This is a genomic window from Rhizobium sp. G187 (assembly GCF_051549525.1).
GTDB lineage: Bacteria > Pseudomonadota > Alphaproteobacteria > Rhizobiales > Rhizobiaceae > Allorhizobium.
Map to the genome: position 1 here is coordinate 360,459 of NZ_JBPUGM010000001.1, position 23,877 is coordinate 384,335.

A 23,877-nucleotide genomic window follows, 5' to 3' on the forward strand; every position below is an offset into this window, starting at 1 on the left:
CAACTTCACGCGGACGTGGCCTAACTCGGGCCGTAAAAAGCTATACTCATTGGCGATAATCTTTCATCGGATGCTATCCGAGATTGTCCTTATGTACCGATCCTGGACATGAATAGATTGTTGATGTTCTTTTTTTGTTTCGACGAGCGCGCGTCGATATTCCGCTTTCGTTCGTGTTCTTGCACAGTTTTGCCTGTGGATAGCTGTGGATAATGCTTGTAGCCGGCTTATCGGCCGACTGATTCGTGACGAGCTTGCGGAAGGATGAATGGCACAGCTGCGGCGGGCAGACGCCCGACGGCTCCCCGGATGCCGTAGACGTCTGCAATAACGTCGTCTTCAAGCGCCTGAAGGGGCGTTCCCTCCCGCACAAGGCGGCCGTGGTGAAGGATGGCGAGATGATCGGCAAACTCGGCTGCGAGATTGAGATCGTGCAGGATTGCCAGAACGATCCCGCCACCTCGCGCAAAATCACGGGCAATTTCCAGCACGGAAATCTGATGGCCGATGTCTAGGCTTGCCGTGGGTTCATCGAGAAAGATCGCACAAGGACCGCTGGCGCCTCTTGGAGTGGGGATCTGAGCCAGAACGCGGGCAAACTGGACGCGTTGCTGCTCGCCACCGGACAGGCTGTTGTAGGGGCGTGCGTCGAAGCCTGCGAGGTCAAGACGCGCGAGGGCACGGCGGGCCGCGCGATTGGGGTCCAGGCTGCCATGTGCGACTGCTCCCATGCGCACGACTTCGAGCGCGGTAAACGGAAAGGATAGGTGTGTCGATTGCGGCAGGACGCCTCGGATGGCTGCAAGGTCAGTGGCGCGCAGCGTGGCAATGTTGCGGTCGCCATAGAGAACGGTGCCGCTGTCTGCGGCGATTTCACCGGTCAGGGTTTTGAGTAGTGTCGACTTGCCGGCCCCGTTCGGGCCGATGATGACGGATACTTTGCCGGGTTCCAGGGTCAGGCTGACCGTGTCGACAAGCGTGCGTCCGGCGCGACGGACGGAGATCTGGTGCGCATGAATCATCCGCGAGCCTCCATCGCTTCGCGCCCGTTGCGCTGGAGCAGCAAAAGCAGGAAAACGGGTGCGCCGATCAGTGCGGTGATGATGCCGATCGGCAATTCTGCAGGCGCTGCGATGGTCCTGGCGATGGTATCGGCAAACAGCAGAAGGGCAGCGCCTCCAAGCGCAGATGCAGGCAGCAGGAAGCGGTGCGCTGGGCCGATGGCCAACCGCAGCAGATGCGGTACGACAATGCCGACAAATCCGATCGAGCCAGCAGCCGCCACCGTCGCACCGCAGGCGGCAGCAACGGCCAGAATCGCAATCCGCTTTAAGCGCTGGACGGGCACCCCCATGTGAAAGGCGGCCGCATCGCCGAGGACCAGGGCGTCGAGGCCTCTGGCGACGAAGGGCGTGATCAGGAGTACGGCGGCCACGAAAGGCAGGATCGCCAGGATTTTTGCGGTTGTTGCGCCACTGAGGGAGCCGAGCGACCAGAATGTGATGTCGCGCAGCGCCCGGTCGTCTGCGACGAAGACGAGCAGGCCGGTTGCGGCACCCGTCATGGCGGCAATCGCTATGCCGGACAGGATCAGTGCCGTCGTCGACGTGTAGCCGTTACGGGTGGCGATCGCGTAGAGCAGGAAAGTATTGCCGAGGCCCCCGATGAAGGCCATCAGCGGCAGGAAATGATCTCCGAAAATCTGCTGAAGCGGGAGGAGAAGGGTCGGGCCGAGCACGATTGCGAGCACGGCAGCGAGGGCTGCGCCCGAGGTGACACCGACAATGCCGGGATCTGCGAGGGGGTTGCGGAAAAGGCCCTGCATGATCGCGCCAGAAACGCCAAGGGCTGCGCCAACCAGGAGACCCATCCCGGTTCGGGGGAGGCGTACGGCTTCCAGAATGATCCGGGTCTGCGTCTCAAGGCTGGACCCGTCTGTGGTCAGGTAGCTGATCAGGTGTGGGAGGCCCACCCCTGTTGGCCCGACGACGAGCGAAACGACGATGGCGGCGGCGAGAAGCAAAGCGAGAGCAAACAGGACGACAGCGGCGACCGGTGCACGGTCGCCATCCTCCTTGCCAGCCTCAATCACAGCAAGGACGCTCATGGGTTGGCGTGCCCGTTATAAAGCTTGGCATGCAGCTCGGCAGCGGCTTCGCTGGCGCGCGGGCCGAGGCCCAGCAGCAGGAGGCCGTCCATGGCGATGAAGGCGCCGTTACGCCCCGCTGGCGTCGCGGCCAGCGCCGGCAGCGCAAAGGCCTGTTCCTTGGTGAGATGTGTACCTCCGCCGTTCATCACGAGCACGACATCCGGTGCGGCGGCGATCACCGCTTCATCCGTCAGCGGCTTGTAGCCCGAAATTGATTGTACGGCATTCTCACCGCCAGCAAGCTTGATCATCGCATCCGCCGAGGTCTGTGAGCCTGCGGCCATCACGCGCCCATTGGCGAGCGACAAGGCGAAGAGGACCTTCTTGCGCGGCCCAGATATGGCCGCGTTCTTTGCCGCAATCGCTGTTAGCTCACTTGCAACCTTGTCGGCCAGCGCGCCAGCTTCGCTCTGCCGGCCAATGGCCTCGCCAACGGCACGGATCTTGGCCGGGATCGCATCGATCTCTGGCGGGGAGGGGATGCTGACGAATGGCAGCCCGCTGGCTTTCAGGATCGCAATCGAATCGACCGGGCCAGCACCGCTTTCTGCGATGATCAGGTCGGGTTTCTGCGATAGCACGCCTTCGGCGGAAATCTGGCGGACATAACCGATGTTCGGCTTTTCCTGCGCTTCCGGTGGATATAGGCTGGTCGTGTCGACAGCTGCGATGCGTGCGCCGCCGTCGAGCGCGTAAATGATCTCGGTGACTGTTCCGCCGATGGAGACGATCCGCGCAGCTTCGGCTGCGGTGGCCCGATCGGCGACCAAGGGTTGACTTGCAAGGAGTAGGCCTCCTGCGGCGGCGATCAGGGCGGCGCGGCGGGTGAAAAAGACAGACTGCATAATGGATCGGTACCTGTAATCGGGCGTCTTTCGCGGTCGATCGACGATGCTTCGAGCGGTCGCCGATGGCCGACAAAACGCGGCGGACAATTAACTTGACTTTGATACACAAGTTTAAATACCAAGGCAACAGGTCGAGGTCAGGCGCCCCAGTGTGCCCGCATCCGGGCGTTATGGCGCTTCGATCCCGCTTCAGTCTCAACAGCTTTTGAAAGGGTCATCATCTATGTACATCGCCATGAACCGCTTCCGGGTGGTGCCGGGTTTCGAAGAAGCATTCGAGAACCAGTGGAAGGCGCGCCAGGGGCGTCTTGCCGAAATGCCGGGCTATATCGAGTTCCACATGCTGAAGGGCCCGGTGGCAGAAGATCACACGCTTTATGCCTCCCATACGGTCTGGGAGAGCCACGAGGATTTTATCGCCTGGACGAAATCGGAGCAGTTCCGTGCCGCTCATGCCCGCGCCGGCGAAAGCAAGGTGCAGTACTTGTCTGGCCCGCATTTCGAAGGCTTTGACGTGATCATTCACGAAGATCGCGGCGGGAACCGTCTGACGACCGAAGCGGCCTGAGGCAATCATGGAGGGCGCTATTGAAATGAATGGCACGGTCGACGAGCGCGCACGCGCAGCGCTTGCCGAAAAGCCGGATGGCGTGGTTGAGCAGATTGCTGCCAAGGCGGGCGTCAGTCCTGCGGATATTCTTGCCATTTTGCCGGAAGGGGCCGCGATTACGGTTCCTGCCGAAAAGTGGGCGCAGATTTGGTCCGATCTGTCGACCTGGGGCGACATCCTCATGATCGTTCATACCGAGGATATCGTGCTTGAGGTCGAGGGGCGTCTACCGGATGGCAGTGAAGGCCATGGCTGGTTCAACATCCATGGCGACAGCCCGATCGGCGGCCATATCCGCAAGGATCGTTGCGTGTCCATCGTCTTCGTCGATCGCGGTTTCCACGGTCGCAGGTCCTGTTCGGTCTGGTTCATGAACGGCGAGGGCAGGGCGATGTTCAAGGTATTCGTTCGCCGCGATAAGGCCCGGGCGCTGATTGAGCCTCAGGTCGAGCGTTTCGAGGCACTTCGCGCCCAATTTGCATGACCAACCGGGCATTTGAGCGGTTGCAGTGTTTGTTGCCTCTCCACTGCCTTGTGGCAAGTCGTTCTTTCTTTTGCCTTTAACTGGCTCTACTGTCGCCCAAAGACATTGTCCGACTGGCCAGATCCTTGATCCATATCCTGACACATATTCGTGGCACCCGGCTCGTCCGGGTCCTCTTCGTTTTGTTCCTCACGCTGGGGGCAACATCGGTTCCAGCCCAGGATAAACCCGGCGAAACACCTGTTTCGGCGGGCGAATCTCCTGCGGGTGCGACCGCGCCTTCCGAGCCGTCTGCGGCGAACACGCCTGTCCAGACGGCTCCAGCAGTTCAGGCTGCGCCGACGGCTCAAGTTCCGGAGCCTGCAGCCGAACCGCTCTCGCCTGATGATCCGCTGGTGATTGCGTCGCAGCGCATTGAGCAGGTGCGCACCCGTCTCGCTGGCCTGCGCGAACAGGTTGAAAAGAACGAGGCCGATGACCGGATCCTCGCTGATATCAAGATCCAGACAGACGCTCTGGTGCGTGAGGTGTTATCGATATCCGTCGATCTGCGCCCTCGTTTGAACGATATTCAGACACGTCTGACCGAGCTTGGCGAGCCTCCAGCAGAGGGACAGCCGGCGGAGAATGCGGCGGTCACTCAGGAGCGCAATCGGCTGAACGCGTCGCGGTCCGAAATCAATGCGATGACGGGGCAGGCGGAAGACCTTTCAATCGAGGCAAAGACGCTCTCGGATCGCATATCGAATATTCGACGCAGTCTGTTCACCAATCAATTGTTTGCCCATACGGAGATCGACGGGACAATCCTGCGTGATGCATGGGATTCGTTCAGAAGTGATGCCGAGCGGGTGCGCAAGAGTATCCTCAGCTGGCTGCAGTTCGTTGTCCGGTTCAAGGCCGCCCCGCTTGCCATCGCAGTGGTTCTGTCGCTTGCGCTCGCATCGGCCATCGTGTTTGCAGAATATCGCCTGTTTGGCAGGCTTCATCGCCGCGATCCAACCAATGATGATCCCTCCTATATCAGCCGCCTGTCCGTCGCGTTCTGGTCGACCATCCTTCCGTCGCTCGCCCTGACTTTTTTCCTTGTCTCGACCTATTTCCTGCTCCAAACCTTCAATGTGCTGCGGGGCGATATTGCCCCGATCGCGGCGTCCGTTTTTGCTCTGATCGGTCTCGTCTTCTTCGTCACCGCCGTTTCCCGGGCGGTTCTGGCGCCAGCTGCGCCGAATTGGCGGCTTGTGCATGTTTCCAATCGCGGCGCGCGCGACCTGAGCATCGCGATATTCCTGATGGTCCTGGTCAACGGCGTGGACTTCGTGCTCGCTGTGATCAGCGAGACCTACAGTTCGCCTGTGGTTTTGACGGTGGTGAAGAGCCTCGTCTCGTCGGTCATCGTTGGTCTCTTGCTCGTGCTCGTGTCCCTGCTGAAGCCGGTCCTTTCAGAGAGTGAGAACCCGGCCGCGCCCGGGCGGGACTGGCCAAGAACGGTATCCTACACCCTCAGGGGCGTCGGCGTGGTGCTGATCCTTGCCGCATCGATCGGCTATGTGGGGCTGGCCCGGTTCCTTGCGACGCAGATTGTCGTGACCGGTGCGGTGGTCGCGACAATCTATATTGGCATTCTTTCCGGCAAGGCGATTTCGGCACCGAACCAGTTCGGCGAAACCCGGGTCGGCCGGTTCATCGGACGGCAGTTCAGGCTGAGCAGTGTCGGGCTTGATCAGAGCGGGATCGTTGCCGGTCTTTTCATCTATGCTTTCGCTCTTGCGACAGGTGTGCCGCTTATTCTGATGTCCTGGGGCTTCCAGCCGGGCGACATCCGGCTTTGGGTCTATCGCCTGTTCACCGAGATCAATGTTGGCACGATACGGATTTCCATCTTCGGCATTCTGGGCGGCATCCTGCTCTTTGCCATAGGGCTTGTGCTGACCCGCTGGTTCCAGAAGTGGCTGGACGGAAACGTCATGGCTCGGTCCCAGGTGGATGGCGGCGTTCGAAACTCCGTGCGCACCGGCATTGGTTATCTCGGTACGGGTCTTGCCGGCATTGTGGGGATATCGGCCGCCGGTATCGATCTATCGAGCCTTGCACTGGTGGCGGGTGCCCTGTCGCTCGGCATCGGTTTCGGCCTTCAGAATATTGTGTCGAACTTCGTATCGGGACTGATCCTTCTGGTCGAGCGGCCCTTCAAGGTCGGAGATCATGTGATCACCGGTGTCAATGAAGGCATTGTCCAGCGCATTTCGGTTCGCGCGACGGAAATCGAGACGTTCCGACGGCAGACAATCATCGTTCCGAATTCCGAACTGATCAATGCACCCGTCGGGAACTGGACGCATCGCAACAGGGTGCAACGGTCCGAGGTGCCGGTAAGCGTTGCCTTTGATTCCGATCCCGAGGAGATCATCCAGGTTTTGCTGGAGGTGGTGGCGGACAATCCCGACATCCTGCGAAATCCCGAGCCGCATGTTGAATTTCTGCGGTTTGGCGCGTCGTCCCTGGATTTCGAATTGCGCTTCCATCTCGCCGACATGGGCAAAGGGCTTGATATCCGCAACAATGTCCGCGTCGAGATCCTCAAGCGCTTTCGGGCGAGGGGTATCGTCATGCCCTATCCGCACCAGGATGTTACGATCAGCATGCGTGATGCCATGTCGATCACCCGCAGAGGACGAAAACCGCTCGCTCCGCAAAAATCACCTGACGTCGATTTGCAAGACGAACCGGATGATGACAAGATCCTGCCATGAACGCTCCATTCAGGCCGCATTCAGCCGGATAATGGCAAGAGAGTGGCATGCGCTTCGGGATCGTTCCGGTGTGCGTTCGGGGAGTGACGCTCTTGCTTCATCTTGGTGTGGACAAATGGCATGTCATGGGAAGGCTTCTCGCCTTTGGCGGAATTCTTCTGGCATTCGGGGCGAATGCTGCGACCATCAACAATGGCGGGGCGTCCGCTGTGGTCATCGTCGTCGTTGAAGATGGTAGCAAGGTTGAACTGGCGCTTGATGCTGGCGCATCCGAGACAATCTGTCCTGCCGGCTGCTTTGTGACACTCCCGAATGGAGACCGGATTGGTCTCGCCGGTGATGAGACAATCGAACTGGGAGACGGTGGCGCCGTCATCAAGTGAAAATAGCTTGAACTGAAAAAGTTCTTGGCGAAGATCGTTATTTATTCATTTGTCCTAAATCACGCAAGATCGTGCTTTCCGGGGTTAACGGTTCCGCAAAGCATCGATGTTACCTGTTTCACGAAGAAACAATTACAAAAGAAGGCGTGTCATGGCAGTTCTTGGCGTCTCGGGGATGGAGTATTCCGGAGAAACTTTTCCTGATGTCCGGATTATTCTCGGTGAAGACTCAAACGTCTTCACGCAGATGATCAGGCAGCGCCTGAAGGAACTGATGGGGGTCGATGTCGAAATCTGCCGCACCTTCGAAGATCTTCAGATGGCCAATGAGCTTTCAGACGCCAAGGTCGATCTGGCAATCTCGAACATCAATCTGCCCGGTGCAGAAAATGGCGAGGCGCTTGAGTATCTGATCGACTGCAACATTCCGACCGTGGTCTTTACCGGAACATTCGTCGACGAAATGCGCGAGAAGCTGTTAGCGAAGGACATCGTCGACTACATTCTCAAGGACAATGTCTTCGCCGTCGAAATGCTGGCTGAGTCCGTCTACCGCTTCCTGACCAATCATCGCCATCACGTGCTGATCGTTGATGACAGCCCGACGGCGCGAGCGCTTCTATCCAGCCGCCTGCGTCGTTACAATTTCCGTGTTAGCCTTGCGGAAAACGGCGCCAAGGCCATTGAGCTTCTCAAGGCCAATCCGGATGTCGGACTTGTCGTTACCGATTATAATATGCCCGATATCGACGGCTTCGAACTGACCCGCCGTATCCGCGCCGTTCGCGGTTCACACGAGTTGCGCATCATCGGCGTTTCCTCATCGAACAACCGACTGCTGTCGGCGCGCTTCCTCAAGGTTGGTGGTAATGACTTCATGCTCCGGCCTTTCATCGACGAAGAGTTCTATTGCCGCGTGAACCAGAATCTGGACACGCTGGTGCAGATCAAGGCCGCACAGGCCCGCAAAGCTGGTTGATCACCGCTGCTGATTGGCTTCGAATGCTGAGGGGGGGGGCTTGTCACCCCCTCACGCCAGCCCTCAATGATCCCCGCAAAACTGCGCGGCACCTTGCCCGTCTACCTTCACGCCTGCCACTGCGTCGGTTGGTTGTTGATCTCAGTCTGCTCCTCATGCGGCAGAAGATGGTCGGCTGGGTCTGGTCTCGTGATGAAGTGTTCTTATATTGAAGCGCACGCCGCCTCCGGCACTGTCCATTTCCGAGCACTTCATGACCCCCATAATTTCGGTGAGATCCCTCTCCAAGAGCTATTCCAATGGCTTCAAGGCGCTTGATGGCGTCAGCCTCGACATAAAGAAGGGCGAAATTCTTGCCCTGCTAGGCCCGAACGGCGCCGGCAAGACAACATTGATTTCCATCATCTGTGGCATGACAAATCCAACCGCTGGCAGCGTCACGGTCGACGGATATGACGTGGTCAAGGATTTTCGTGAGGCGCGGGCCAGGATCGGCCTCGTCCCACAGGAGCTGACAACGGACATGTTCGAGAGTGTGATCAATACGGTCAGCTTCTCTCGTGGCCTGAATGGCAGGAAACCTGATCCTGCCTTCATCGAGCAGGTGTTGGCGGATCTGTCGCTTCTCGACAAGCGCAACAATGCCCTGCGCGAACTCTCGGGTGGCATGAAGCGGCGCGTGCTGATCGCCAAGGCCTTGTCGCACGAGCCAAGCATTCTCTTCCTTGACGAGCCGACGGCGGGCGTCGACGTGGCCTTGCGCAAGGATATGTGGCAACTGGTGGAACGGTTGCGGGAGAAGGGTGTGACAATCATCCTGACGACCCACTATATTGAAGAAGCGCAGGAAATTGCCGACCGGATCGGCGTGATCGACCGAGGTCGGCTTTTGCTGGTCGAGGACAAAGATGCGCTGATGCGCAAGCTGGGCAAGAAGCAGTTGGCCGTCAAGTTGACGCAGCCGATCACGGCGCTGCCAGCCTCTCTTTCCAGCTGGGATCTTGCTCTTTCCGACGGAGGCGACGAGTTGGTCTATGCCTATGAGCTGGGCAGTCAGGATGGGGAGATCGCCCGACTTCTGCAGGCGCTGTCCGCCGCCGGTCTGTTGGTCGGTGACTTGTCGACACGCCAGACCTCGCTCGAAGACATCTTCGTGTCGCTGATCGGAGAAAACGCATGAATATCGAAGCGATCAAGTCGATCTATGTCTATGAGATGGCCCGTACACGTCGCACGCTCTTGCAGAGCATCGTGTCGCCTGTCTTGTCCACTGCGCTCTATTTCGTCGTGTTTGGCGCAGCCGTTGGCTCCCGGATGCAGGAAATTGACGGGGTCTCCTATGGCGGGTTCATTACGCCTGGCCTGATTATGCTGGCGCTGGTGACGCAATGCGTGTCGAACGGATCGTCCGGCATTTACTTCCCGAAATTCACCGGCACCATCTATGAAATCCTCTCGGCGCCGGTGGCGATGTTCGAGATCCTGATCGGCTATGTTGGCGCGGCGGCGACCAAGGGCATGCTGGTCGGCCTGATCATTCTGGCGACAGCGGCTGTGTTTGTTGATTTGCAGATCCAGCATCCGGCTCTGATGTTGTTCTTCATGATCCTGACGGCGATCACCTTCAGTCTCGCTGGCTTCATCATCGGTATTCTGGCGAAGAATTTCGAGCAGCTGGCGCTTGTGCCTTCCCTCGTCGTGCCGCCGCTTACCTTTCTCGGTGGAACCTTCTATTCGATCGATATGCTGCCGCCGTTCTGGCAGACGGTCAGCCACTTCAATCCGGTTCTCTATCTGGTGAGTGGTTTTCGCTGGAGCTTCTTTGGCACGTCGGACATCGATCCAGTGGTCAGCCTGGTGATGATCGGGGTCTTCCTGGCGGCTCTGCTCGGCTTCCTGCACTGGATCTTTAAGACCGGCTACAAGCTCCGGCCCTGACCAGTCAACTCAGTCGCGCAATCTGAGTTCGTCCCCCTGCATTTGCAGTGAGTGCAGGGTGGACAGGAAACTCATGCCGAGGAGGCTGCTATCGAGCAGTCCTTCCTCGAGCACGACAGCGTCGACATTGGTGCGGATGATGTCTCCGAGCCTGATTTCGGGGATCGTATGAGGGGCGGCCTGGGCCCGGCCGTTTGCCGTCAGCACGGTGCGGCTGAAGATTAGCGTATCCGGGTCGATGCCCATGCGCACGGCATCCTCGAAGCGCAGCGCGACGGAACTCGCGCCAGTGTCGATCAGCACGGGTACGTCGATTGCGCCAATGCTGATCGTCGTTTCGAAATGACCGCCGAGTGACTTTTGCAAGAGGACTTCCCGGCCGCCATCTGCCGTGCGCACGGAGACAGCACGGCCCGGTAAAAGACCCGCCAGCAGTTTTTCGCCGACCCGCTCGGCGTCTTGACGATAAACGTAGCCGGTCATCAGCGTGAGGCCGATCAGCACCCAGATCAGGAGGTGACGCAGGGACTGCCCCAAGGTGTTGCGACCAAGCAGGATACCTGTCGAAATCATCAGGATGATCGGCAACGTATAGATGATCTGGCCGAAATCCTCGTTGTCCATGCCGAAGCTCTGGCCCGCATCGTGATTAAAAACGAGAACAAGCAGACCGAAGCCGAGGATGGCAAAGGCGAGCAGGTAGCGCATCAGCTTCCGTCTCTCTCGCGGGCGATCTGACTTCTGCGGGTCTCGCGGCGTGGGCGGCGTTCGACGGTTTCCAGGCGGGCGGCAAGGGACGTCATGATGCTGCGCCGCTCATCGGCGCTATAGGTCGTCCAGTAGCCGATTTCCTCACGCGTCCGGCCGCAACCGAAGCAGTAGCCGGTCTTGTCGTCGATCGAACAGATCAGGATGCAGGGCGTTTCCATCGCTTGCCTTTCGTTGGCGCTTTATATCGGCGTGCTAAACCAGGAAGGCAAGGGAGGTCAGAAAGAGGATTTCGCAGACCTGTTGCGTTGCGCCCAGCGTGTCGCCGGTATGGCCGTCCAGCTTGCGTCTGACGAATGCAGTGAAGGCTGTAACGCCTGATGCCGCAACCAGCATGGCAGTCGCAACGGGTAAAACCGCAAGAACAAGGCTTGCGAGCAAGAGCGGGATAAGCGTTCCGCCAAGGTAAGCGACCCGAGCGGCATAAGGGTCAGGTTCGCCCGCCGCAGCTGCTACGCCCGACATGCGGGCCGAGGGTAGGGTGCGCCAGTGCCAGACAAGCGCCGAGCGACTGAAGGCTGCAGCTGACATCAGCGCGATTGCTGTGGCGAGTGGCGATGTTTCGTTGAGCAATGCTGCGAGCGCTGCCGTCCGCAGTCCAAAGGAAAAGATCAGCGCTATGGCGCCATAGGCACCGATCCGGCTGTCCTTCATGATCGCGAGCGCGGCATCCTTGTCTCGTCCCCCGCCGAGGCCGTCGGCGCAGTCCGCAAGTCCATCTTCGTGGAGTGCGCCGGTCGCCATCACCATGAGCAGCAGTGCCATCAGTGCCGCAAGGACGCCCTTGTCACCCGTTGATCCAAGGAGGCCCAGGATAACGGCCGCCGGCAGTGCAATCAGCATTCCGGCGAGTGGAAATGCCGCGACCGTGCGGGTCAGGCGACCGTCATATCCGACGAAGAAACGGTCCGGAACGGGTAGGCGACTGAGGAAGGCGAGGGCTCTTGCTGTTTCCTCTGCGACGATACGCCAATGCGACATTCCTGCCTTCCGTTCAACGGTCGTCCCTGGACGCCGCTTTTTGAGTTGAGCCCATCGGGTTCGGTGATTAAGAGAGAGGCCACAAAGCCCGATTTGCTGGAAGAATACAAGGATACTCCGCCGATGAGCGTCACCGGTCTCCCCTTCGACGATTTCCGTACGCTGCTGAGAGATCTGCCGGGGCCGGATACGGCCGCGCTGGCTGCTGCGCGGGACAGGGATCGTCAGCTGACCAAGCCACCGGGTGCACTCGGCCGGCTTGAGGAAATCGCCATGTGGCTTGCCGCATGGAGTGGTCGTGCACCGGCGGTCAACCGGCCGCTTGTCGCCATTTTTGCCGGTAATCATGGCGTCACCCGCCATGGCATCACGCCTTTCCCGCCTTCGGTGACCCAGCAGATGGTCGAGAATTTTGCAGCCGGCGGCGCGGCGATCAACCAGATCTGCGTCACCCATGACCTCGGACTGAAGATCTTCGATCTCGCGCTTGATTATCCGACAGGAGACATCACCTGCGAGCCTGCGCTGTCCGAGCGGGACTGTGCAGCCACCATGGCCTTTGGCATGGAAGCGATTGCGGGTGGTACGGATCTGCTCTGCATTGGAGAGATGGGTATCGGCAACACGACGATTGCGGCGGCGATCAACCTGGCGCTTTATGGCGGCGAGGCTGAGGATTGGGTCGGACCCGGCACCGGTTCGGAAGGCGAGATCCTGCAGCGCAAGATCGCAGCCGTGAAGCAGGCGGTCGCCTTCCACCGCGAGCATCTCGGCGATCCGTTGGAAGTCTTGCGCCGCCTGGGCGGTCGCGAGATCGCGGCGATGGCCGGTGCGATCCTCGCTGCCCGCATGGAGCGGATCCCCGTACTGATCGACGGCTATGTGGCGACGGCCGCCGCTGCCATTCTGAAGGCTGCGAACCCGACGGCGCTGGATCACTGCCTGATTGGTCACGTCTCCGGTGAACCTGGTCATCTCCGCTCGATCGAGCGCCTCGGCAAGACGCCGCTTCTGGCGCTTGGCATGCGGCTCGGGGAGGGCACGGGTGCGGCACTTGCCGCCGGTATCGTGAAATCGGCGGCTGCCTGCCATTCGGGCATGGCAACGTTCGATCAGGCTGGCGTGAGCAACAAGACCCATGGTTGAGCGTCACGAAAAGCCGAGAGCCGCTGAAAAGCTCGCCGCGGAAACGATCGAGAAAAAGACCGGCGTCGCCCATCTGTTTGCCGCCGGGCGCTATTCGGCGCAGGGGTTCCGAAGGCTCATCCTGGAGGCTGCCTTCCGCCACGAATTGCTGGCCTTCGCGGTCGGTCTCGTCATGTTCGTCGCCGTTGGCGCCTCGCGTTTCGAATTCCTCGGTTTCATTGTCCTGATGCTGCTGATGTTCTGTGTCGAGGCGCTGAATACCGCAATCGAGGAACTCGTGGACCGTATCTCACCTGAGATCTCGACCGTCGGCCGAAACGCCAAGGATCTTGGATCCTTCGCGGTCTTCTGTCTGATCATGTCGAATGTTGCGTTTGTCGCCTATGTGCTCGTTGAGCGGCTGATCTTCAACTGATTTACGCAAACTGACGACGGCGGGGTTCGACCGCCTTCGTCTCGCTCACTGCGGGCAGGCTTTCGAGCACACGGCTCGATGGCAGGATGGCGATCACTTCCGTGCCCTCACGCAGCCTGGATTTCAGTTTGAATTCCCCACCATGCTTGGCGAGGATTGCCTGGACGATAGGGAGGCCAAGGCCGGTACCCTGCTCTGCGCTCTTGATGGCGATAGAGCCCTGGCCAAAAGCCGAAAGCACGATCGGGATTTCGTTCTCCGGGATGCCGGGGCCATTGTCCTTGATCGAGATATACTGTCCGCCGCCTGCGGTCCAACCGGCCTTGACCATGATCTCTCCGCCCTGGGGCGTGAACTTGACGGCGTTCGACAGCAGGTTGAGGACGACCTGGCGAATAGCCTTTTCATCGGCCCAGACCGGCGGCAACCCCGTTTCGAACTGCTGATCGATCCGGATATTCTTCGACTTGGCCCGGAGCTGGATCATGCCGATCGATTCCTCGGCTATGTCGAGCAAGGAAATCGTCTCCTCACTGAGTTCGTATTTTCCGGCTTCGATGCGCGACAGGTCGAGGATTTCGTTGATGAGGTCGAGAAGATGTTTGCCGGAGCGATGGATGTCGCTCGAATATTCCTTGTAAAGCGGGTTGTTCAGAGGCCCCAGGACTTCCGTCGCCATGACTTCGGAGAAGCCAAGGATCGCGTTGAGCGGAGTTCGAAGTTCATGTGACATCGAGGCGAGGAAGCGGGACTTCGCCATATTGGCTTCTTCAGCCCTGCGCCGTGCTTCGTCAGACAGCGATTTTGCCACTTCGAGTTCGGCGATCAGGTCGTCTTTCTCCGTCTGAAAGGAGAGAAGTTTCACATTTGCCTGGTGCAGCCGGTTGGTAATGTAGATGAAGAAGACCAGCGCTGTGGTGAAGACCGCGGTCAGGCCGACATCGAGCATGTGGCGGCTGCTGATGGCAACATAGATGAGCGCGATGACCGTGGGCAGGAAGCTGAAGAGGACTGCCTGACGTAGCAGCATGGCGCCCATTGCAGAGATGGAAACGGCCAGAAGAAGTACAGACCCCTTGTAGGAGATGAAAGTCGTCTGTTCGCAGGTCGCACAGGATTGCAGGGCGAACAGGGCCCAGGCGCTTCCCATGGCGATCTGGGCGACAAGGATAAGATGACGCCAACGCTGTTGGTTTGCAGGCGTGATGCCGCTTCTTTGTGCGCTCCGGACCAAGAGGACGCCGGCCGCATGCATGCTGAGTGCAAAGAGCGCCCAGATCATGATTGCGGGCTCAGCGGTGAAATACGCGCCAAAGCCTGCAACGAGGAAAATGATGACAGGCATGACGGCAGCACCTTGCAGTGTTGCTGCAATGTGCATGCTCAGGATCTCGGCGTCGAACGCAGGCGACAGACCTTGCCCCGACTGCAGCCGGTCACGGGTCGTCCGCACGGCCTTTGTCGCAGCCGTCTTTCGATGACCGCGTGTCAGGTCGACAACGTTCTTGTCCGTCGATGTGGATACGTCATCACTCATGGATTTGCGGTCTTTTGCTCTTGTTGAAGTGTTAGCGCTCAAATCTTAAGAAGATCCTGTCGCGGAAGGATTTGTTTGCCATATGTGCCAAGATTTCCTTCACATAGCCAAGCTCAGCCGAGGGCGGGCGTGTGCGAAGCGCTCGCTTGCCGGCGATGACGGAGGGAACCAGATGGGGGACACTGGCTTTGCTATCGATCCAGGCGGGCGAGGTTGAGCAAAGGAGGTCGAATGGTTTCTGTTTTCCCGAATGCTCCAGATGCGATCGGTGCGCTCGGCCGTGCCATCGCCTCCTGCCGGATCTGCCGCGACAGCCCGTATGGCGGTGAGGCCTTCCGGTTGCCGCATGAGCCGCGCCCGATCGCCTGGCTTTCGTCGGAGGCGCCGATCCTGATTGCCGGTCAGGCGCCGGGCTTGAAGGTTCACGAGTCGGGCTTGCCGTTTAACGATGCTTCAGGAGACCGGCTCCGTCAGTGGCTCGGTGTCGATCGTGAGACTTTTTACGATCGCAGTCGGTTTGGCATTGCACCGATGGGTTTTTGTTTCCCCGGCTATGACGTCCAAGGTCACGATCTGCCGCCGCGTCGGGAATGCGCACCGCATTGGCGCGCAAGCGTCATGGCGGCGATGCCTCAGGTGCAGCTGGTGCTGGCCATCGGCCAGTATGCACAGACCTATCATCTGGGGGAGCGTCGTCGCCGGACGATGACAGAGACGGTTACCCATTGGCGGGAATTCCTGTTGAGCAACCGACCGGGCCCCCGTGTCTTGCCCTTGCCGCATCCGAGCTGGCGCAATACGGGCTGGTTGAAACGGAATCCCTGGTTCGAAGCCGAGGTCCTGCCCGTGCTGCGTCGCGAAGTTTCTCTGTTGATAGCTGGAAATGATTTTCCAGTGGTGGGCTGATTCGGGCTATATCAGAGAAAATCAGTTTTCGGGGCCGTCATGGATCGTCTAGACCGCAAGATACTTCGCATTCTTCAGGAAGATTCCACGCTCGCCGTCGCCGATCTGGCGAAAAAGGTCGGACTTTCCACCACGCCATGCTGGCGGCGTATCCAGAAGATGGAAGAGGACGGGGTGATCCGCAAGCGCGTGGCCCTGCTCGATCCCGCCAAGGTCAATACCAAGGTGACCGTTTTCGTCTCGATCCGCACCTCCAGCCACTCAATCGAATGGCTGAAGCGTTTTTCGGAAGTCGTTTCTGAATTCCCGGAAGTCGTCGAGTTCTACCGGATGAGCGGCGACGTCGATTATCTTCTGCGCGTTGTCGTGCCCGATATCGCGGCTTATGACGCCTTCTACAAGCGGATGATCGCGAAGATCGAGATCCGGGATGTCTCCTCCGCATTTGCCATGGAGCAGATCAAATACACGACCGAGCTTCCGCTCGACTACATGATGCTCGACAATCAAAAGAGCGGCGAAGACTGATCACATTGCCTTGGTCTATCCCGAGGTCAGGCAGTTGAAGGACGGGCGCTTCCGGTTGGAGGCGCTCGTTTTTGCTTATTCGCTCTCCAGCCGCGCAAGCAGCGAAGACGTGTCCCAGCGATTGCCACCGAGCTTCTGGACCTCGCCATAGAACTGGTCGACGAGTGCTGTGACGGGCAGGGTCGCACCGTTTCGGCGTGCTTCCGACAGAACGATGTCGAGATCCTTGCGCATCCAGTCGACCGCAAAGCCGAAATCATACTTGCTCTGGTTCATGGTCTTGTGGCGGTTTTCCATCTGCCAGGAGCCGGCGGCCCCCTTGGAAATCACCTCGACGACCTTTTCGATGTCGAGGCCTGCCTTCTTGCCGAAATGCACACCTTCGGCCAGTCCCTGGACCAGACCGGCGATGCAGATCTGATTGACCATCTTGGTCAACTGGCCGGCGCCGACCGGACCCATGAGGCCAACCATTCGGGCATAGGCATCGATCACCGGTTTGGCGCGCTGAAATACCTGCTCGTTGCCGCCGCACATGACTGTGAGCACGCCATTTTCAGCGCCGGCCTGTCCGCCGGACACAGGCGCGTCGATAAAGGCGCAACCGATGGCCTCGGCGGCGGCGGCAATCTCGCGGGCGACTTCGGCCGAAGCCGTGGTGTTGTCGATGAGGATGGCGCCTGGCTTCATCGTGGCAAGGACACCGTCCGGGTCGGTGGTCACCTGGCGCAGGTCGTCATCATTGCCGACACAGGTGAAGATGAAATCGGCATCGCGGGCCGCTTCGGCTGGTGTCGGGGCTGCGGTTCCACCATGCTGGGAGACCCAGCTTTCAGCTTTTGACGCCGTCCTGTTGTAGACGGTGACCTCATGGCCGCCCTTGGCTTTCAGATGCCCGGCCATGGGGTAACCCATGACGCCCAAACCGATGAATGCGACCTTCGCCATATAGATGTCTCCTGTCCTTGATCGCGATATGCATAGATCAAGGCAGGAGCGGTGGAAAGTCATCCGACGGCTTTGCGCACCGGCCGGTCATATGCCGAGCCGGTGCTGTTCGCGCGTCAGGCTGCGGGAAGCTTTCTCGCTACGACCAGATGGCCGGGCGACGGTTCGCCATCCTGCATGCGCACATTGATGTCGGTCAGTTCGATCAGCTCGAACCCCGTCGCAGTCAGCCGTTCGCGAACATAGTCCTCTGCATGGACGAAGCGCTGATGCGGCCCGACCTTGTACGGTTTGCCGTCCATGGTGGCTGCTGAGCGGGTCTCGGAGGAAAAGACGAAGATGCCGCCGTCCACCATGTTTTCGGCGGCGCCGAAGAAGAGGGGTTCAAGAGCCCCGAGATAGGGCAGCACGTCTGTCGCCGTGATCAGGTCGAAGGGCTCGTCATCGTTGTCTTCGAGGAAGTCGTCGATTTCCGCAACGTAGAGTGTCTCATAGAGATCCTTCTCATGCGCGAGTTCGACCATCTTTTCGGAAATGTCGATGCCGGTGATGTCGTCGACCATGTCGCGCAGCGCGCCGCCGGTGAGACCCGTGCCGCAGCCCAGATCAAGCAGGCGCTTGAAGGGACCGAGGTTGAGTGTCTGCAGCCGCTGACGCACCATGACCGGTACGGCATAGCCGAGCTGTTCGACGAGGATGTCTTCGAAAGCTTCAGCGTGCTGATCGAAGAGGGTGGCGACATAGGCGTCCGGCGCCTTGGCAGGCGTCTCCCCCCGCCCAAGAGACGCAATGCGGACGGCGGCACCGCCATGGTCCTCGGGGTCTATCGCGAGCACTTCCTCATAGGCCTTGACGGCGGCGTCAATATCGCCTGCCTTTTCCAGTTCCAGGGCGCGGTTGTAGGCTTCCGCCAGCGCTTCTTCGTCGATCTTGGCCATGCGGGCCTCCTGTATAAGAGTGGCCGTTCGGCCGGTGGGCTGCTCTAACCCTTCGGCTTCGGATTGGCAATCTTTGGCCGAGGCGAACCGACGCATGCCGCATGGTCAGTATCGCCTTCTTTCGCCCTGTGCGGGCGGAACGCTCTTCCTCAGCGTTTCAGGTGGCGGGTGAGCCGGGCTTCGATGGCGGCCCATGTGTGGCGGAGCGTCTCGACAATGGCGAGGTAGAAGATCGCCGCCCAGAGATAGGTCTGGTAGTCGAAGGTGCGCGAGAAGGCGTAGCGGGTCTGGCCCATCAGGTCGAGGACGGTGACAACGGCAACGACGGCGGAGCCCTTGATCATGAAGATGATCTCATTGCCGTAGGGGCGGAGGGCGACGATCAGGGCCTGGGGCAGGATGATCTTCCAGAAGGTCACGCTCTTCGGGAGCCCCAGGGATGCGGCGCCTTCCGTCTGGCCGCGCGGTACGCTCTGGATGGCGCCGCGCAGGATTTCAGCCTGATAAGCGGCCGTGTTCAGCGTCATGGCGAAGGCGGCGCAGTACCAGGCCTCACGGAAAAACCACCAGAGACCGACGGCTTCGATCTGCGGCCGGAAGGATCCGAGCCCGTAATAGACCAGAAAGATCTGCAGCAGCATCGGTGTGCTGCGGAAGAGGTAGACATAGCCATAGGAGATGATGTTCAGCACCTTGCTCTTCGACATGCGGGCAAAGGTGACCGGCAAGGACAGGATCGCGCCGAGAAAGATGGATGTGAATGTCAGTGCGAGCGTGGTCCATAGGCCGTTCAAGTAGCGAGGCCCGTAGCGCATGATCTTGTCGCTGTCCCAATTGGCGATCATCGACCAGAGCAGGGCGGCGCCGAGCAGAGTCCAAAAGGCCAGCAGTGCATAGCCTAGAATGCGCGAACCGGACAAAGCCCTTGCCGATGTGGGGGGCGCGGGGCGGGCAGGGATCATGTCGAGGATATGGCTCATCGGCTGGCCTCCGAGCGGTTGGCCCAACGCGAAATCGCGTTGAGACCGATGGACGAGACGCTCGCCAGCGCCAGATAGATGAGACAGGCCAGTCCATAAAACAGGAAGGCCTCCTTCGTCACGCGTGCCGCGACACCGGTCTGCCTCAGAATGTCGGCCAGGCCGATCACCGAAACAAGGGCTGTGTCCTTGAGGAGCACAAGCCACAGATTGCTCAGGCCGGGAAGAGCGATACGGATGAGCTGCGGGACGATCACCAGCCCCATCGTCTTGCCACGCGACAGGCCAACTGCGCTACCCGCCTCATATTGGCCCTTAGGAATGGCGCGAAAGGCGGAAAGCAGGACTTCAGAAGCGTAGGACGAAAAGACGACAGAGAGGGCCAGCATACCTGCGATAAAGGCATTGATTTCCACCTGCACGCCACTTCCGAGCGAGGTGAATAGCGTCTGCAAAAGGATCTGGAAGCCGTAGTAGATAATAAACAGTGTCAGGAGTTCGGGCATGCCGCGAAAGATCGTGGTGTAGATGCCCGTCGCTGTCCGAAGACTGCGTTCCTTTGATTGCATGGCGAGTGCGATGAGAAAGCCGAGGGCAAGTCCGACGGGCAGCGTGGCAATAGCAAGCGACAGGGTGACTTTCACGCCGAGCGCGATTTCGTCTCCCCAGCCGGCGTCGCCACAGGCAACCAACGTATCCTGAGCCAGCAGCTGGAAAACACCAACTGGTCCGCAGAACGGATCGAGGGCGCGGCTGACCCCATCCCAGAGGGAGCCGAGCGCTTCAGTCACTCCGACCATGCTTCATTCCCCTTTGGCGGTTGTTCCGCCTTTTCACTCTTTGCATGCCGAAAATGAAATGGCGGAAGCGCTGAGACTTCCGCCATTCCCATTATCATGGTGATAGCGATCAGTTGCCGTAAACGTCGAAGTCGAAATACTTCTTGTTGATTTCGGCATACTTGCCGTTGGCGCGGATGCCTTCGATCGCAGCCGAGAACTTGTCGGCGAGTGCCGTTTCGCCCTTGCGAACTGCGATGCCTGCGCCCTGGCCGTTGATCTCGATGTCTGTCTCCAGCGGCGTCAGGATCTTGCAGCACTTGCCTGCGTCTGACTTGACCCATTCCGACAGGACGACGATGTCATCGATGACAGCGTCGACGCGACCGCCTTCGACGTCGAGCTTGTACTCGTCAGCGGTCGGATAGAGCTTCAGCTCCGAGTCAGCCATGTGCTTTTCAGCGTAGTTGGCATGGGTGGTCGAGGACTGTGCGCCCAGCGTCTTGCCCTTCAGGCCGGCCAGGTCGGTGATCGGGCTGTCCTTCGGAACGGCAATGGCAGGCGGCGTATTGTAGTACTTCTTTGAGAAGTCGACCTTTTCCAGACGCTCAGGCGTGATCGACATGGACGCGATGATTGCGTCAAACTTCTTTGCCTGGAGCGCCGGAATAATGCCGTCCCAATCCTGCGTGACGAATTCGCAGGTTACTTTCATTTCTTCGCAGAGCGCCTTTGCAATATCGATATCGAAACCGACCAGAGTCCCGTCGGCTTCCAGATTGTTGAATGGCGGATAGGCGCCTTCAGTGCCGATGATCAGCTTTTCCTGGGCCATCGCCGAACCGGCAAAGAGCGAAAGTGCAGCGATCGAGGCTGCTGCCAGAAAACGTTTCGAAATACGCATGTGATCCTCTCTTTTGGTGGGTGCCCCTGTTCTTTTCATTGGCTATCCCTGGCCGCATGGCCGTGTTCGACCATACTTGGACCCAATATTCGTCTGCTTTTGTCGTGGAAATCAACCGCAATCGCGCGAATGGACAAATTTTGCCACCGCAAAAGGTCGTGGATGATCATAATTCCGTGCGGAGTTGATGATGCAGCTTCTGGCATCATGGAGCAAAGCGCGTATTCGTGCGTTCACATGCGGTTAATTTCACTATTCTTAAGGTCGGCTTCAATCCGGCCTCTCGGGACCGAAACAGAATGACACGTGCGCTGCGGCGAACAGCATCTCCGTCTGCCGCGGCGTAAAGGGAAGGAAACAAAAGGCATGTTCAAGAAAAGACTGCTCAACACCGTGGCTATCCCGGTGTTGTCTATGGCGATGCTGGCAAAGCCAGCGGGGGCCGTCAGCGTCATCAATGGTCCCGATCCGGTGACACAGTCGCGTCAAGCAGACGAGAAGCTGATTGAACTGGCGCAGGCCGTGACCTGCAACGACGGTTCGGAAGCTGCAGACGCCGACGAATGCGCGGCCCGTGATTCCCAGGCCCAGGCGGAAGCCGAAGCCCAGGCACAGGCGGAAGCCGAAGCCCAGGCACAGGCGGAAGCTGAAGCCCAGGCACAGGCGGAAGCTGAAGCCCAGGCTCAGGCAGAAGCCGAAGCCCAGGCTCAGGCAGAAGCCGAAGCCCAGGCTCAGGCAGAGGCTGAAGCCCAAGCTCAGGCGGAAGCTGAAGCCCAGGCTCAGGCAGAGGCTGAAGCCCAGGCTCAGGCAGAGGCTGAAGCCCAGGCTCAGGCGGAAGCTGAAGCCCAGGCTCAGGCGGAAGCCGAAGCCCAGGCTCAGGCAGAAGCTCAGGCCCAGGCAGAAGCGGAAGCCCAGGCCCAGGCTCAGGCAGAGGCAGAAGCTCAGGCCCAGGCGGAAGCTGAAGCTCAGGCCCAGGCGGAAGCCCAGGCACAGGCGGAAGCCGAAGCTAAGGCCCAGGCAGAAGCTGAAGCTCAAGCCCAAGCTGAAGCCGATGCCGAAGCCCAGCGTCAGGCTGAGGAAGCCCAGAAGGCCGAAGAAACTCAACAGGCTGAAGAAGCGCCGCCGGCTGAAGAGCAGGCGCAGAGCGTAACCTGTGCGGATGGTTCGCAGGCGACCACGGAAGCAGAATGCCCGGCGCCCGAGACCGCGACAGAAGAGCAGCCTGCCGCCGACGAACAGAACGCTGAAACGCCGGCTGCAGACGAAACGGCACCGGCCGCGACCGAAGGCGAAGCCCAGACTGAACAAGCCCCCGCCGAAGAGCCGCAGGCCGAAGAGGCTCAGCAGCCTGCCGAACAGCCAGAGGGTCAGGCCGAACAGGCTGAGCAGCCTGCCGACCGGGATCCGGCTGCGCAGGACCCTGCCAATGCCGAAGCCAACGGTCAGGAAGTGCCAGCCGAAGGACAGGCTGAGGCCGAAGAGGTCGTGATTCCTGCCGTCGAACCGCCGGTCGATCAACCCGTTCAGGAAATCACCGACACCCGCACCCAGGAAGAGCGCGAGGCGATTGCCGAAGATCCGTCGCAGAGTTCCGAAACGGTTGTCTTGCCGGTCGAAAACGGCGCTGCCGTTCTCGATAGCGATAAGGACGCCGACAATGCTGGCGGCGAGACCTCGCGGACTCAACGCAACGAACTGCGTGCACAGGAAGAAGTCTCGGCACCGCCAGAGAGTGATGCTGCCGCGCAGGCCGAATCGGTCCAAGTTGAGCCAGCCACTGTTCAGGCGACGATTACCGAAAACGGTCAGCGTCTTGATGCCCAGCCCACGTTCGAAGTCCCGACATCGGTGACCAACAACGCGACCAATGTGACGAACAATACGGTCATCAACAACGTCACAAACAATGTAACCAATAACGTCACCAACAACACGATCGTCCAGAACAACGTGGTCAATCAGGTCACGGAAATCCGGGTGATCGAGCAGATCGATAACCGCACCGTCATCAATGTCGGCAACCAGATCGTCGTTCGCGGTGATGACAGACAGCGCCTGCGCTATGATGCGGAGGAAACCTACTACGAAGAACTGTCGCGCGGACGGACCCGCGAAACCATCGAGCGTGCCGACGGCAGCAAGCTGGTCACCGTCTACAACCGTTACGGCGACATCATCGTACGGTCGCGTATTTCGCCGCGCGGTCGCGAAACCGTCCTGATGTATTCGCCGGAGGCCGATGGCCAGCGTCCGAGCATGTATGTCGACGTCGGTCTGTATCTGCCTCCGATGCGCCTCACTGTCCCGGTCGAGGACTATATCGTCAGCACGACGCGGTCGCCCGATCGTGACTACTACGACTTCCTTGCTCAGCCGCCGGTCGAGCGTGTCGAACGTGTCTACTCGATCGACGAGGTCAAGTCGTCGGCCCGTCTGCGTGACAAGGTTCGCCGTATCGACCTCGATACGATCACCTTCCCGTCTGGCTCCGCCGAAGTGCCGCTCGAGCAGGCTCGTACCTTGCGCAAGGTCGCGCAGGCCATGGAGAAACTGCTCGACAAGGATCCGGGTGAAGTGTTCCTGATCGAAGGGCACACCGATGCTGTCGGTTCTGACCGGGCGAACCTCGTCCTGTCCGACCGCCGTGCAGAGACGGTCGCCAATCTCCTGACCGAAGTTTACGGCATCCCGCCGGAAAACATGTCTGTCCAGGGCTACGGCGAACGCTTCCTGAAGATCCGTACGCAGGTGGCCGAGCAGCAGAACCGTCGTGTGGCCATCCGCCGCGTGACCACGCTGGTGCGCCCGGCCAATGTGTCGAGCGCCGACTGATCGAGCTCGACCATACGTTAAACATGAAGGCCGCCGGAGCGATCCGGCGGCCTTTCTGTTGGTGGAAAATG

At 59.6% G+C, this 23,877-nt stretch carries 24 protein-coding genes; 12 read left to right on the plus strand and 12 right to left on the minus strand.

Annotated features, from left to right (window positions below):
* Positions 1–227 precede the first annotated feature (227 nt).
* From ACSV9I_RS01680 to ACSV9I_RS01690, 3 genes are read right to left on the minus strand one after another with little or no spacing between them, the layout of a single operon-like run.
* Complete coding sequence (locus ACSV9I_RS01680; protein WP_438326735.1) at positions 228–1,022, minus strand: heme ABC transporter ATP-binding protein; 795 nt, start codon at positions 1,020–1,022, stop codon at positions 228–230.
* Entirely contained in the window at positions 1,019–2,107 is a 1,089-nt protein-coding gene (locus ACSV9I_RS01685) for a FecCD family ABC transporter permease (RefSeq protein ID WP_438326737.1), read from the minus strand. Before ACSV9I_RS01685 ends, ACSV9I_RS01680 begins: the two co-directional genes overlap by 4 nt.
* A complete protein-coding gene (locus ACSV9I_RS01690) occupies positions 2,104–2,994 on the minus strand; it encodes a heme/hemin ABC transporter substrate-binding protein (protein ID WP_438326739.1) in 891 nt (296 codons plus the stop codon). The genes ACSV9I_RS01685 and ACSV9I_RS01690 overlap by 4 nt, the downstream gene beginning before the upstream one ends.
* Positions 2,995–3,220: 226 nt before the next feature.
* Here ACSV9I_RS01690 and ACSV9I_RS01695 point away from each other — a divergent pair, with 226 nt between their 5' ends.
* The 7 genes from ACSV9I_RS01695 (at position 3,221) to ACSV9I_RS01725 (ending at position 10,144) form a co-directional block, all read left to right on the plus strand.
* Positions 3,221–3,565 carry an antibiotic biosynthesis monooxygenase family protein gene (locus tag ACSV9I_RS01695; RefSeq protein ID WP_438326741.1) on the plus strand — a complete coding sequence of 115 codons (345 nt, stop codon included), beginning with the start codon at positions 3,221–3,223 and terminating at the stop codon, positions 3,563–3,565.
* Between the two features lie 7 nt (positions 3,566–3,572).
* On the plus strand, positions 3,573–4,091 hold the full coding sequence (gene hutX / locus ACSV9I_RS01700) for a heme utilization cystosolic carrier protein HutX (RefSeq protein ID WP_438326743.1): 519 nt from the start codon (positions 3,573–3,575) through the stop codon (positions 4,089–4,091).
* A gap of 125 nt (positions 4,092–4,216) precedes the next feature.
* Positions 4,217–6,844: a DUF3772 domain-containing protein gene (locus tag ACSV9I_RS01705; RefSeq protein WP_438326745.1), complete on the plus strand. Its 2,628-nt coding sequence runs from the start codon at positions 4,217–4,219 to the stop codon at positions 6,842–6,844.
* Between the two features lie 125 nt (positions 6,845–6,969).
* Positions 6,970–7,227: a hypothetical protein gene (locus ACSV9I_RS01710; RefSeq protein WP_054156528.1), complete on the plus strand. Its 258-nt coding sequence runs from the start codon at positions 6,970–6,972 to the stop codon at positions 7,225–7,227.
* A 151-nt stretch (positions 7,228–7,378) separates the two neighbouring features.
* Positions 7,379–8,206 carry a response regulator gene (locus tag ACSV9I_RS01715; protein WP_054156458.1) on the plus strand — a complete coding sequence of 276 codons (828 nt, stop codon included), beginning with the start codon at positions 7,379–7,381 and terminating at the stop codon, positions 8,204–8,206.
* A 253-nt stretch (positions 8,207–8,459) separates the two neighbouring features.
* Positions 8,460–9,386, plus strand: a complete 927-nt coding sequence (locus ACSV9I_RS01720; RefSeq protein ID WP_438326747.1) for an ABC transporter ATP-binding protein — start codon at positions 8,460–8,462, stop codon at positions 9,384–9,386.
* Positions 9,383–10,144: an ABC transporter permease gene (locus ACSV9I_RS01725; RefSeq protein WP_054156457.1), complete on the plus strand. Its 762-nt coding sequence runs from the start codon at positions 9,383–9,385 to the stop codon at positions 10,142–10,144. The genes ACSV9I_RS01720 and ACSV9I_RS01725 overlap by 4 nt, the downstream gene beginning before the upstream one ends.
* Before the next feature lie 9 nt (positions 10,145–10,153).
* Here ACSV9I_RS01725 and ACSV9I_RS01730 read toward each other — a convergent pair whose 3' ends face one another.
* From ACSV9I_RS01730 to cobS, 3 genes are read right to left on the minus strand one after another with little or no spacing between them, the layout of a single operon-like run.
* A complete protein-coding gene (locus ACSV9I_RS01730; protein WP_438327660.1) occupies positions 10,154–10,855 on the minus strand; it encodes a TIGR02281 family clan AA aspartic protease in 702 nt (233 codons plus the stop codon).
* A complete protein-coding gene (locus ACSV9I_RS01735) occupies positions 10,852–11,073 on the minus strand; it encodes a DUF1289 domain-containing protein (protein ID WP_438326749.1) in 222 nt (73 codons plus the stop codon). Before ACSV9I_RS01735 ends, ACSV9I_RS01730 begins: the two co-directional genes overlap by 4 nt.
* 34 nt (positions 11,074–11,107) lie before the next feature.
* Positions 11,108–11,893, minus strand: coding sequence for an adenosylcobinamide-GDP ribazoletransferase (gene cobS, locus ACSV9I_RS01740; RefSeq protein WP_438326751.1), 786 nt, complete (start codon positions 11,891–11,893; stop codon positions 11,108–11,110).
* A gap of 123 nt (positions 11,894–12,016) precedes the next feature.
* Between cobS and cobT the strand changes: the two genes are divergently transcribed.
* Together cobT and ACSV9I_RS01750 are read left to right on the plus strand one after the other, a co-directional pair.
* Complete coding sequence (gene cobT / locus ACSV9I_RS01745) at positions 12,017–13,039, plus strand: nicotinate-nucleotide--dimethylbenzimidazole phosphoribosyltransferase (RefSeq protein ID WP_054156453.1); 1,023 nt, start codon at positions 12,017–12,019, stop codon at positions 13,037–13,039.
* Complete coding sequence (locus ACSV9I_RS01750; RefSeq protein ID WP_438326753.1) at positions 13,032–13,454, plus strand: diacylglycerol kinase; 423 nt, start codon at positions 13,032–13,034, stop codon at positions 13,452–13,454. Before cobT ends, ACSV9I_RS01750 begins: the two co-directional genes overlap by 8 nt.
* Position 13,455: 1 nt before the next feature.
* Here the strand turns inward: ACSV9I_RS01750 and ACSV9I_RS01755 are convergent, their stop codons facing one another.
* Complete coding sequence (locus ACSV9I_RS01755; RefSeq protein WP_438326754.1) at positions 13,456–14,991, minus strand: sensor histidine kinase; 1,536 nt, start codon at positions 14,989–14,991, stop codon at positions 13,456–13,458.
* A 231-nt stretch (positions 14,992–15,222) separates the two neighbouring features.
* Here ACSV9I_RS01755 and ACSV9I_RS01760 point away from each other — a divergent pair, with 231 nt between their 5' ends.
* Positions 15,223–15,897, plus strand: a complete 675-nt coding sequence (locus ACSV9I_RS01760) for a uracil-DNA glycosylase family protein (protein ID WP_438326756.1) — start codon at positions 15,223–15,225, stop codon at positions 15,895–15,897.
* A gap of 39 nt (positions 15,898–15,936) precedes the next feature.
* Positions 15,937–16,425, plus strand: coding sequence for an Lrp/AsnC family transcriptional regulator (locus tag ACSV9I_RS01765; protein ID WP_054156449.1), 489 nt, complete (start codon positions 15,937–15,939; stop codon positions 16,423–16,425).
* 75 nt (positions 16,426–16,500) lie between these two features.
* Here the strand turns inward: ACSV9I_RS01765 and ACSV9I_RS01770 are convergent, their stop codons facing one another.
* The 5 genes from ACSV9I_RS01770 to ACSV9I_RS01790 form a co-directional block, all read right to left on the minus strand.
* Positions 16,501–17,436 carry an NAD(P)-dependent oxidoreductase gene (locus tag ACSV9I_RS01770; protein WP_438326759.1) on the minus strand — a complete coding sequence of 312 codons (936 nt, stop codon included), beginning with the start codon at positions 17,434–17,436 and terminating at the stop codon, positions 16,501–16,503.
* A 53-nt stretch (positions 17,437–17,489) separates the two neighbouring features.
* Entirely contained in the window at positions 17,490–18,311 is an 822-nt protein-coding gene (locus ACSV9I_RS01775; protein WP_438326761.1) for a methyltransferase domain-containing protein, read from the minus strand.
* Between the two features lie 149 nt (positions 18,312–18,460).
* The gene (locus tag ACSV9I_RS01780) at positions 18,461–19,291 is read right to left on the minus strand and encodes an ABC transporter permease (RefSeq protein WP_438326763.1); all 831 of its coding nucleotides are present in this window, start codon (positions 19,289–19,291) and stop codon (positions 18,461–18,463) included.
* A complete protein-coding gene (locus tag ACSV9I_RS01785) occupies positions 19,288–20,091 on the minus strand; it encodes an ABC transporter permease (protein ID WP_438326765.1) in 804 nt (267 codons plus the stop codon). The genes ACSV9I_RS01780 and ACSV9I_RS01785 overlap by 4 nt, the downstream gene beginning before the upstream one ends.
* Before the next feature lie 109 nt (positions 20,092–20,200).
* Entirely contained in the window at positions 20,201–20,974 is a 774-nt protein-coding gene (locus ACSV9I_RS01790) for an ABC transporter substrate-binding protein (RefSeq protein ID WP_438326766.1), read from the minus strand.
* A 366-nt stretch (positions 20,975–21,340) separates the two neighbouring features.
* Between ACSV9I_RS01790 and ACSV9I_RS01795 the strand changes: the two genes are divergently transcribed.
* Positions 21,341–23,806, plus strand: coding sequence for an OmpA family protein (locus tag ACSV9I_RS01795; protein ID WP_438326768.1), 2,466 nt, complete (start codon positions 21,341–21,343; stop codon positions 23,804–23,806).
* Positions 23,807–23,877: the final 71 nt, after the last annotated feature.

Coding starts and splice junctions, on each gene's coding strand:
- ACSV9I_RS01680 (WP_438326735.1), bottom strand. CDS start 1,022: ATGATTCATGCGCACCAGATCTCCGTCCGTCGCGCCGGACGCACGCTT.
- ACSV9I_RS01685 (WP_438326737.1), bottom strand. CDS start 2,107: ATGAGCGTCCTTGCTGTGATTGAGGCTGGCAAGGAGGATGGCGACCGT.
- ACSV9I_RS01690 (WP_438326739.1), bottom strand. CDS start 2,994: ATGCAGTCTGTCTTTTTCACCCGCCGCGCCGCCCTGATCGCCGCCGCA.
- ACSV9I_RS01695 (WP_438326741.1), top strand. CDS start 3,221: ATGTACATCGCCATGAACCGCTTCCGGGTGGTGCCGGGTTTCGAAGAA.
- hutX (WP_438326743.1), top strand. CDS start 3,573: ATGGAGGGCGCTATTGAAATGAATGGCACGGTCGACGAGCGCGCACGC.
- ACSV9I_RS01710 (WP_054156528.1), top strand. CDS start 6,970: ATGGGAAGGCTTCTCGCCTTTGGCGGAATTCTTCTGGCATTCGGGGCG.
- ACSV9I_RS01715 (WP_054156458.1), top strand. CDS start 7,379: ATGGCAGTTCTTGGCGTCTCGGGGATGGAGTATTCCGGAGAAACTTTT.
- ACSV9I_RS01720 (WP_438326747.1), top strand. CDS start 8,460: ATGACCCCCATAATTTCGGTGAGATCCCTCTCCAAGAGCTATTCCAAT.
- ACSV9I_RS01725 (WP_054156457.1), top strand. CDS start 9,383: ATGAATATCGAAGCGATCAAGTCGATCTATGTCTATGAGATGGCCCGT.
- ACSV9I_RS01735 (WP_438326749.1), bottom strand. CDS start 11,073: ATGGAAACGCCCTGCATCCTGATCTGTTCGATCGACGACAAGACCGGC.
- cobS (WP_438326751.1), bottom strand. CDS start 11,893: ATGTCGCATTGGCGTATCGTCGCAGAGGAAACAGCAAGAGCCCTCGCC.
- cobT (WP_054156453.1), top strand. CDS start 12,017: ATGAGCGTCACCGGTCTCCCCTTCGACGATTTCCGTACGCTGCTGAGA.
- ACSV9I_RS01750 (WP_438326753.1), top strand. CDS start 13,032: ATGGTTGAGCGTCACGAAAAGCCGAGAGCCGCTGAAAAGCTCGCCGCG.
- ACSV9I_RS01755 (WP_438326754.1), bottom strand. CDS start 14,991: ATGAGTGATGACGTATCCACATCGACGGACAAGAACGTTGTCGACCTG.
- ACSV9I_RS01760 (WP_438326756.1), top strand. CDS start 15,223: ATGGTTTCTGTTTTCCCGAATGCTCCAGATGCGATCGGTGCGCTCGGC.
- ACSV9I_RS01765 (WP_054156449.1), top strand. CDS start 15,937: ATGGATCGTCTAGACCGCAAGATACTTCGCATTCTTCAGGAAGATTCC.
- ACSV9I_RS01770 (WP_438326759.1), bottom strand. CDS start 17,436: ATGACTTTCCACCGCTCCTGCCTTGATCTATGCATATCGCGATCAAGG.
- ACSV9I_RS01775 (WP_438326761.1), bottom strand. CDS start 18,311: ATGGCCAAGATCGACGAAGAAGCGCTGGCGGAAGCCTACAACCGCGCC.
- ACSV9I_RS01780 (WP_438326763.1), bottom strand. CDS start 19,291: ATGAGCCATATCCTCGACATGATCCCTGCCCGCCCCGCGCCCCCCACA.
- ACSV9I_RS01785 (WP_438326765.1), bottom strand. CDS start 20,091: ATGGTCGGAGTGACTGAAGCGCTCGGCTCCCTCTGGGATGGGGTCAGC.
- ACSV9I_RS01790 (WP_438326766.1), bottom strand. CDS start 20,974: ATGCGTATTTCGAAACGTTTTCTGGCAGCAGCCTCGATCGCTGCACTT.
- ACSV9I_RS01795 (WP_438326768.1), top strand. CDS start 21,341: ATGTTCAAGAAAAGACTGCTCAACACCGTGGCTATCCCGGTGTTGTCT.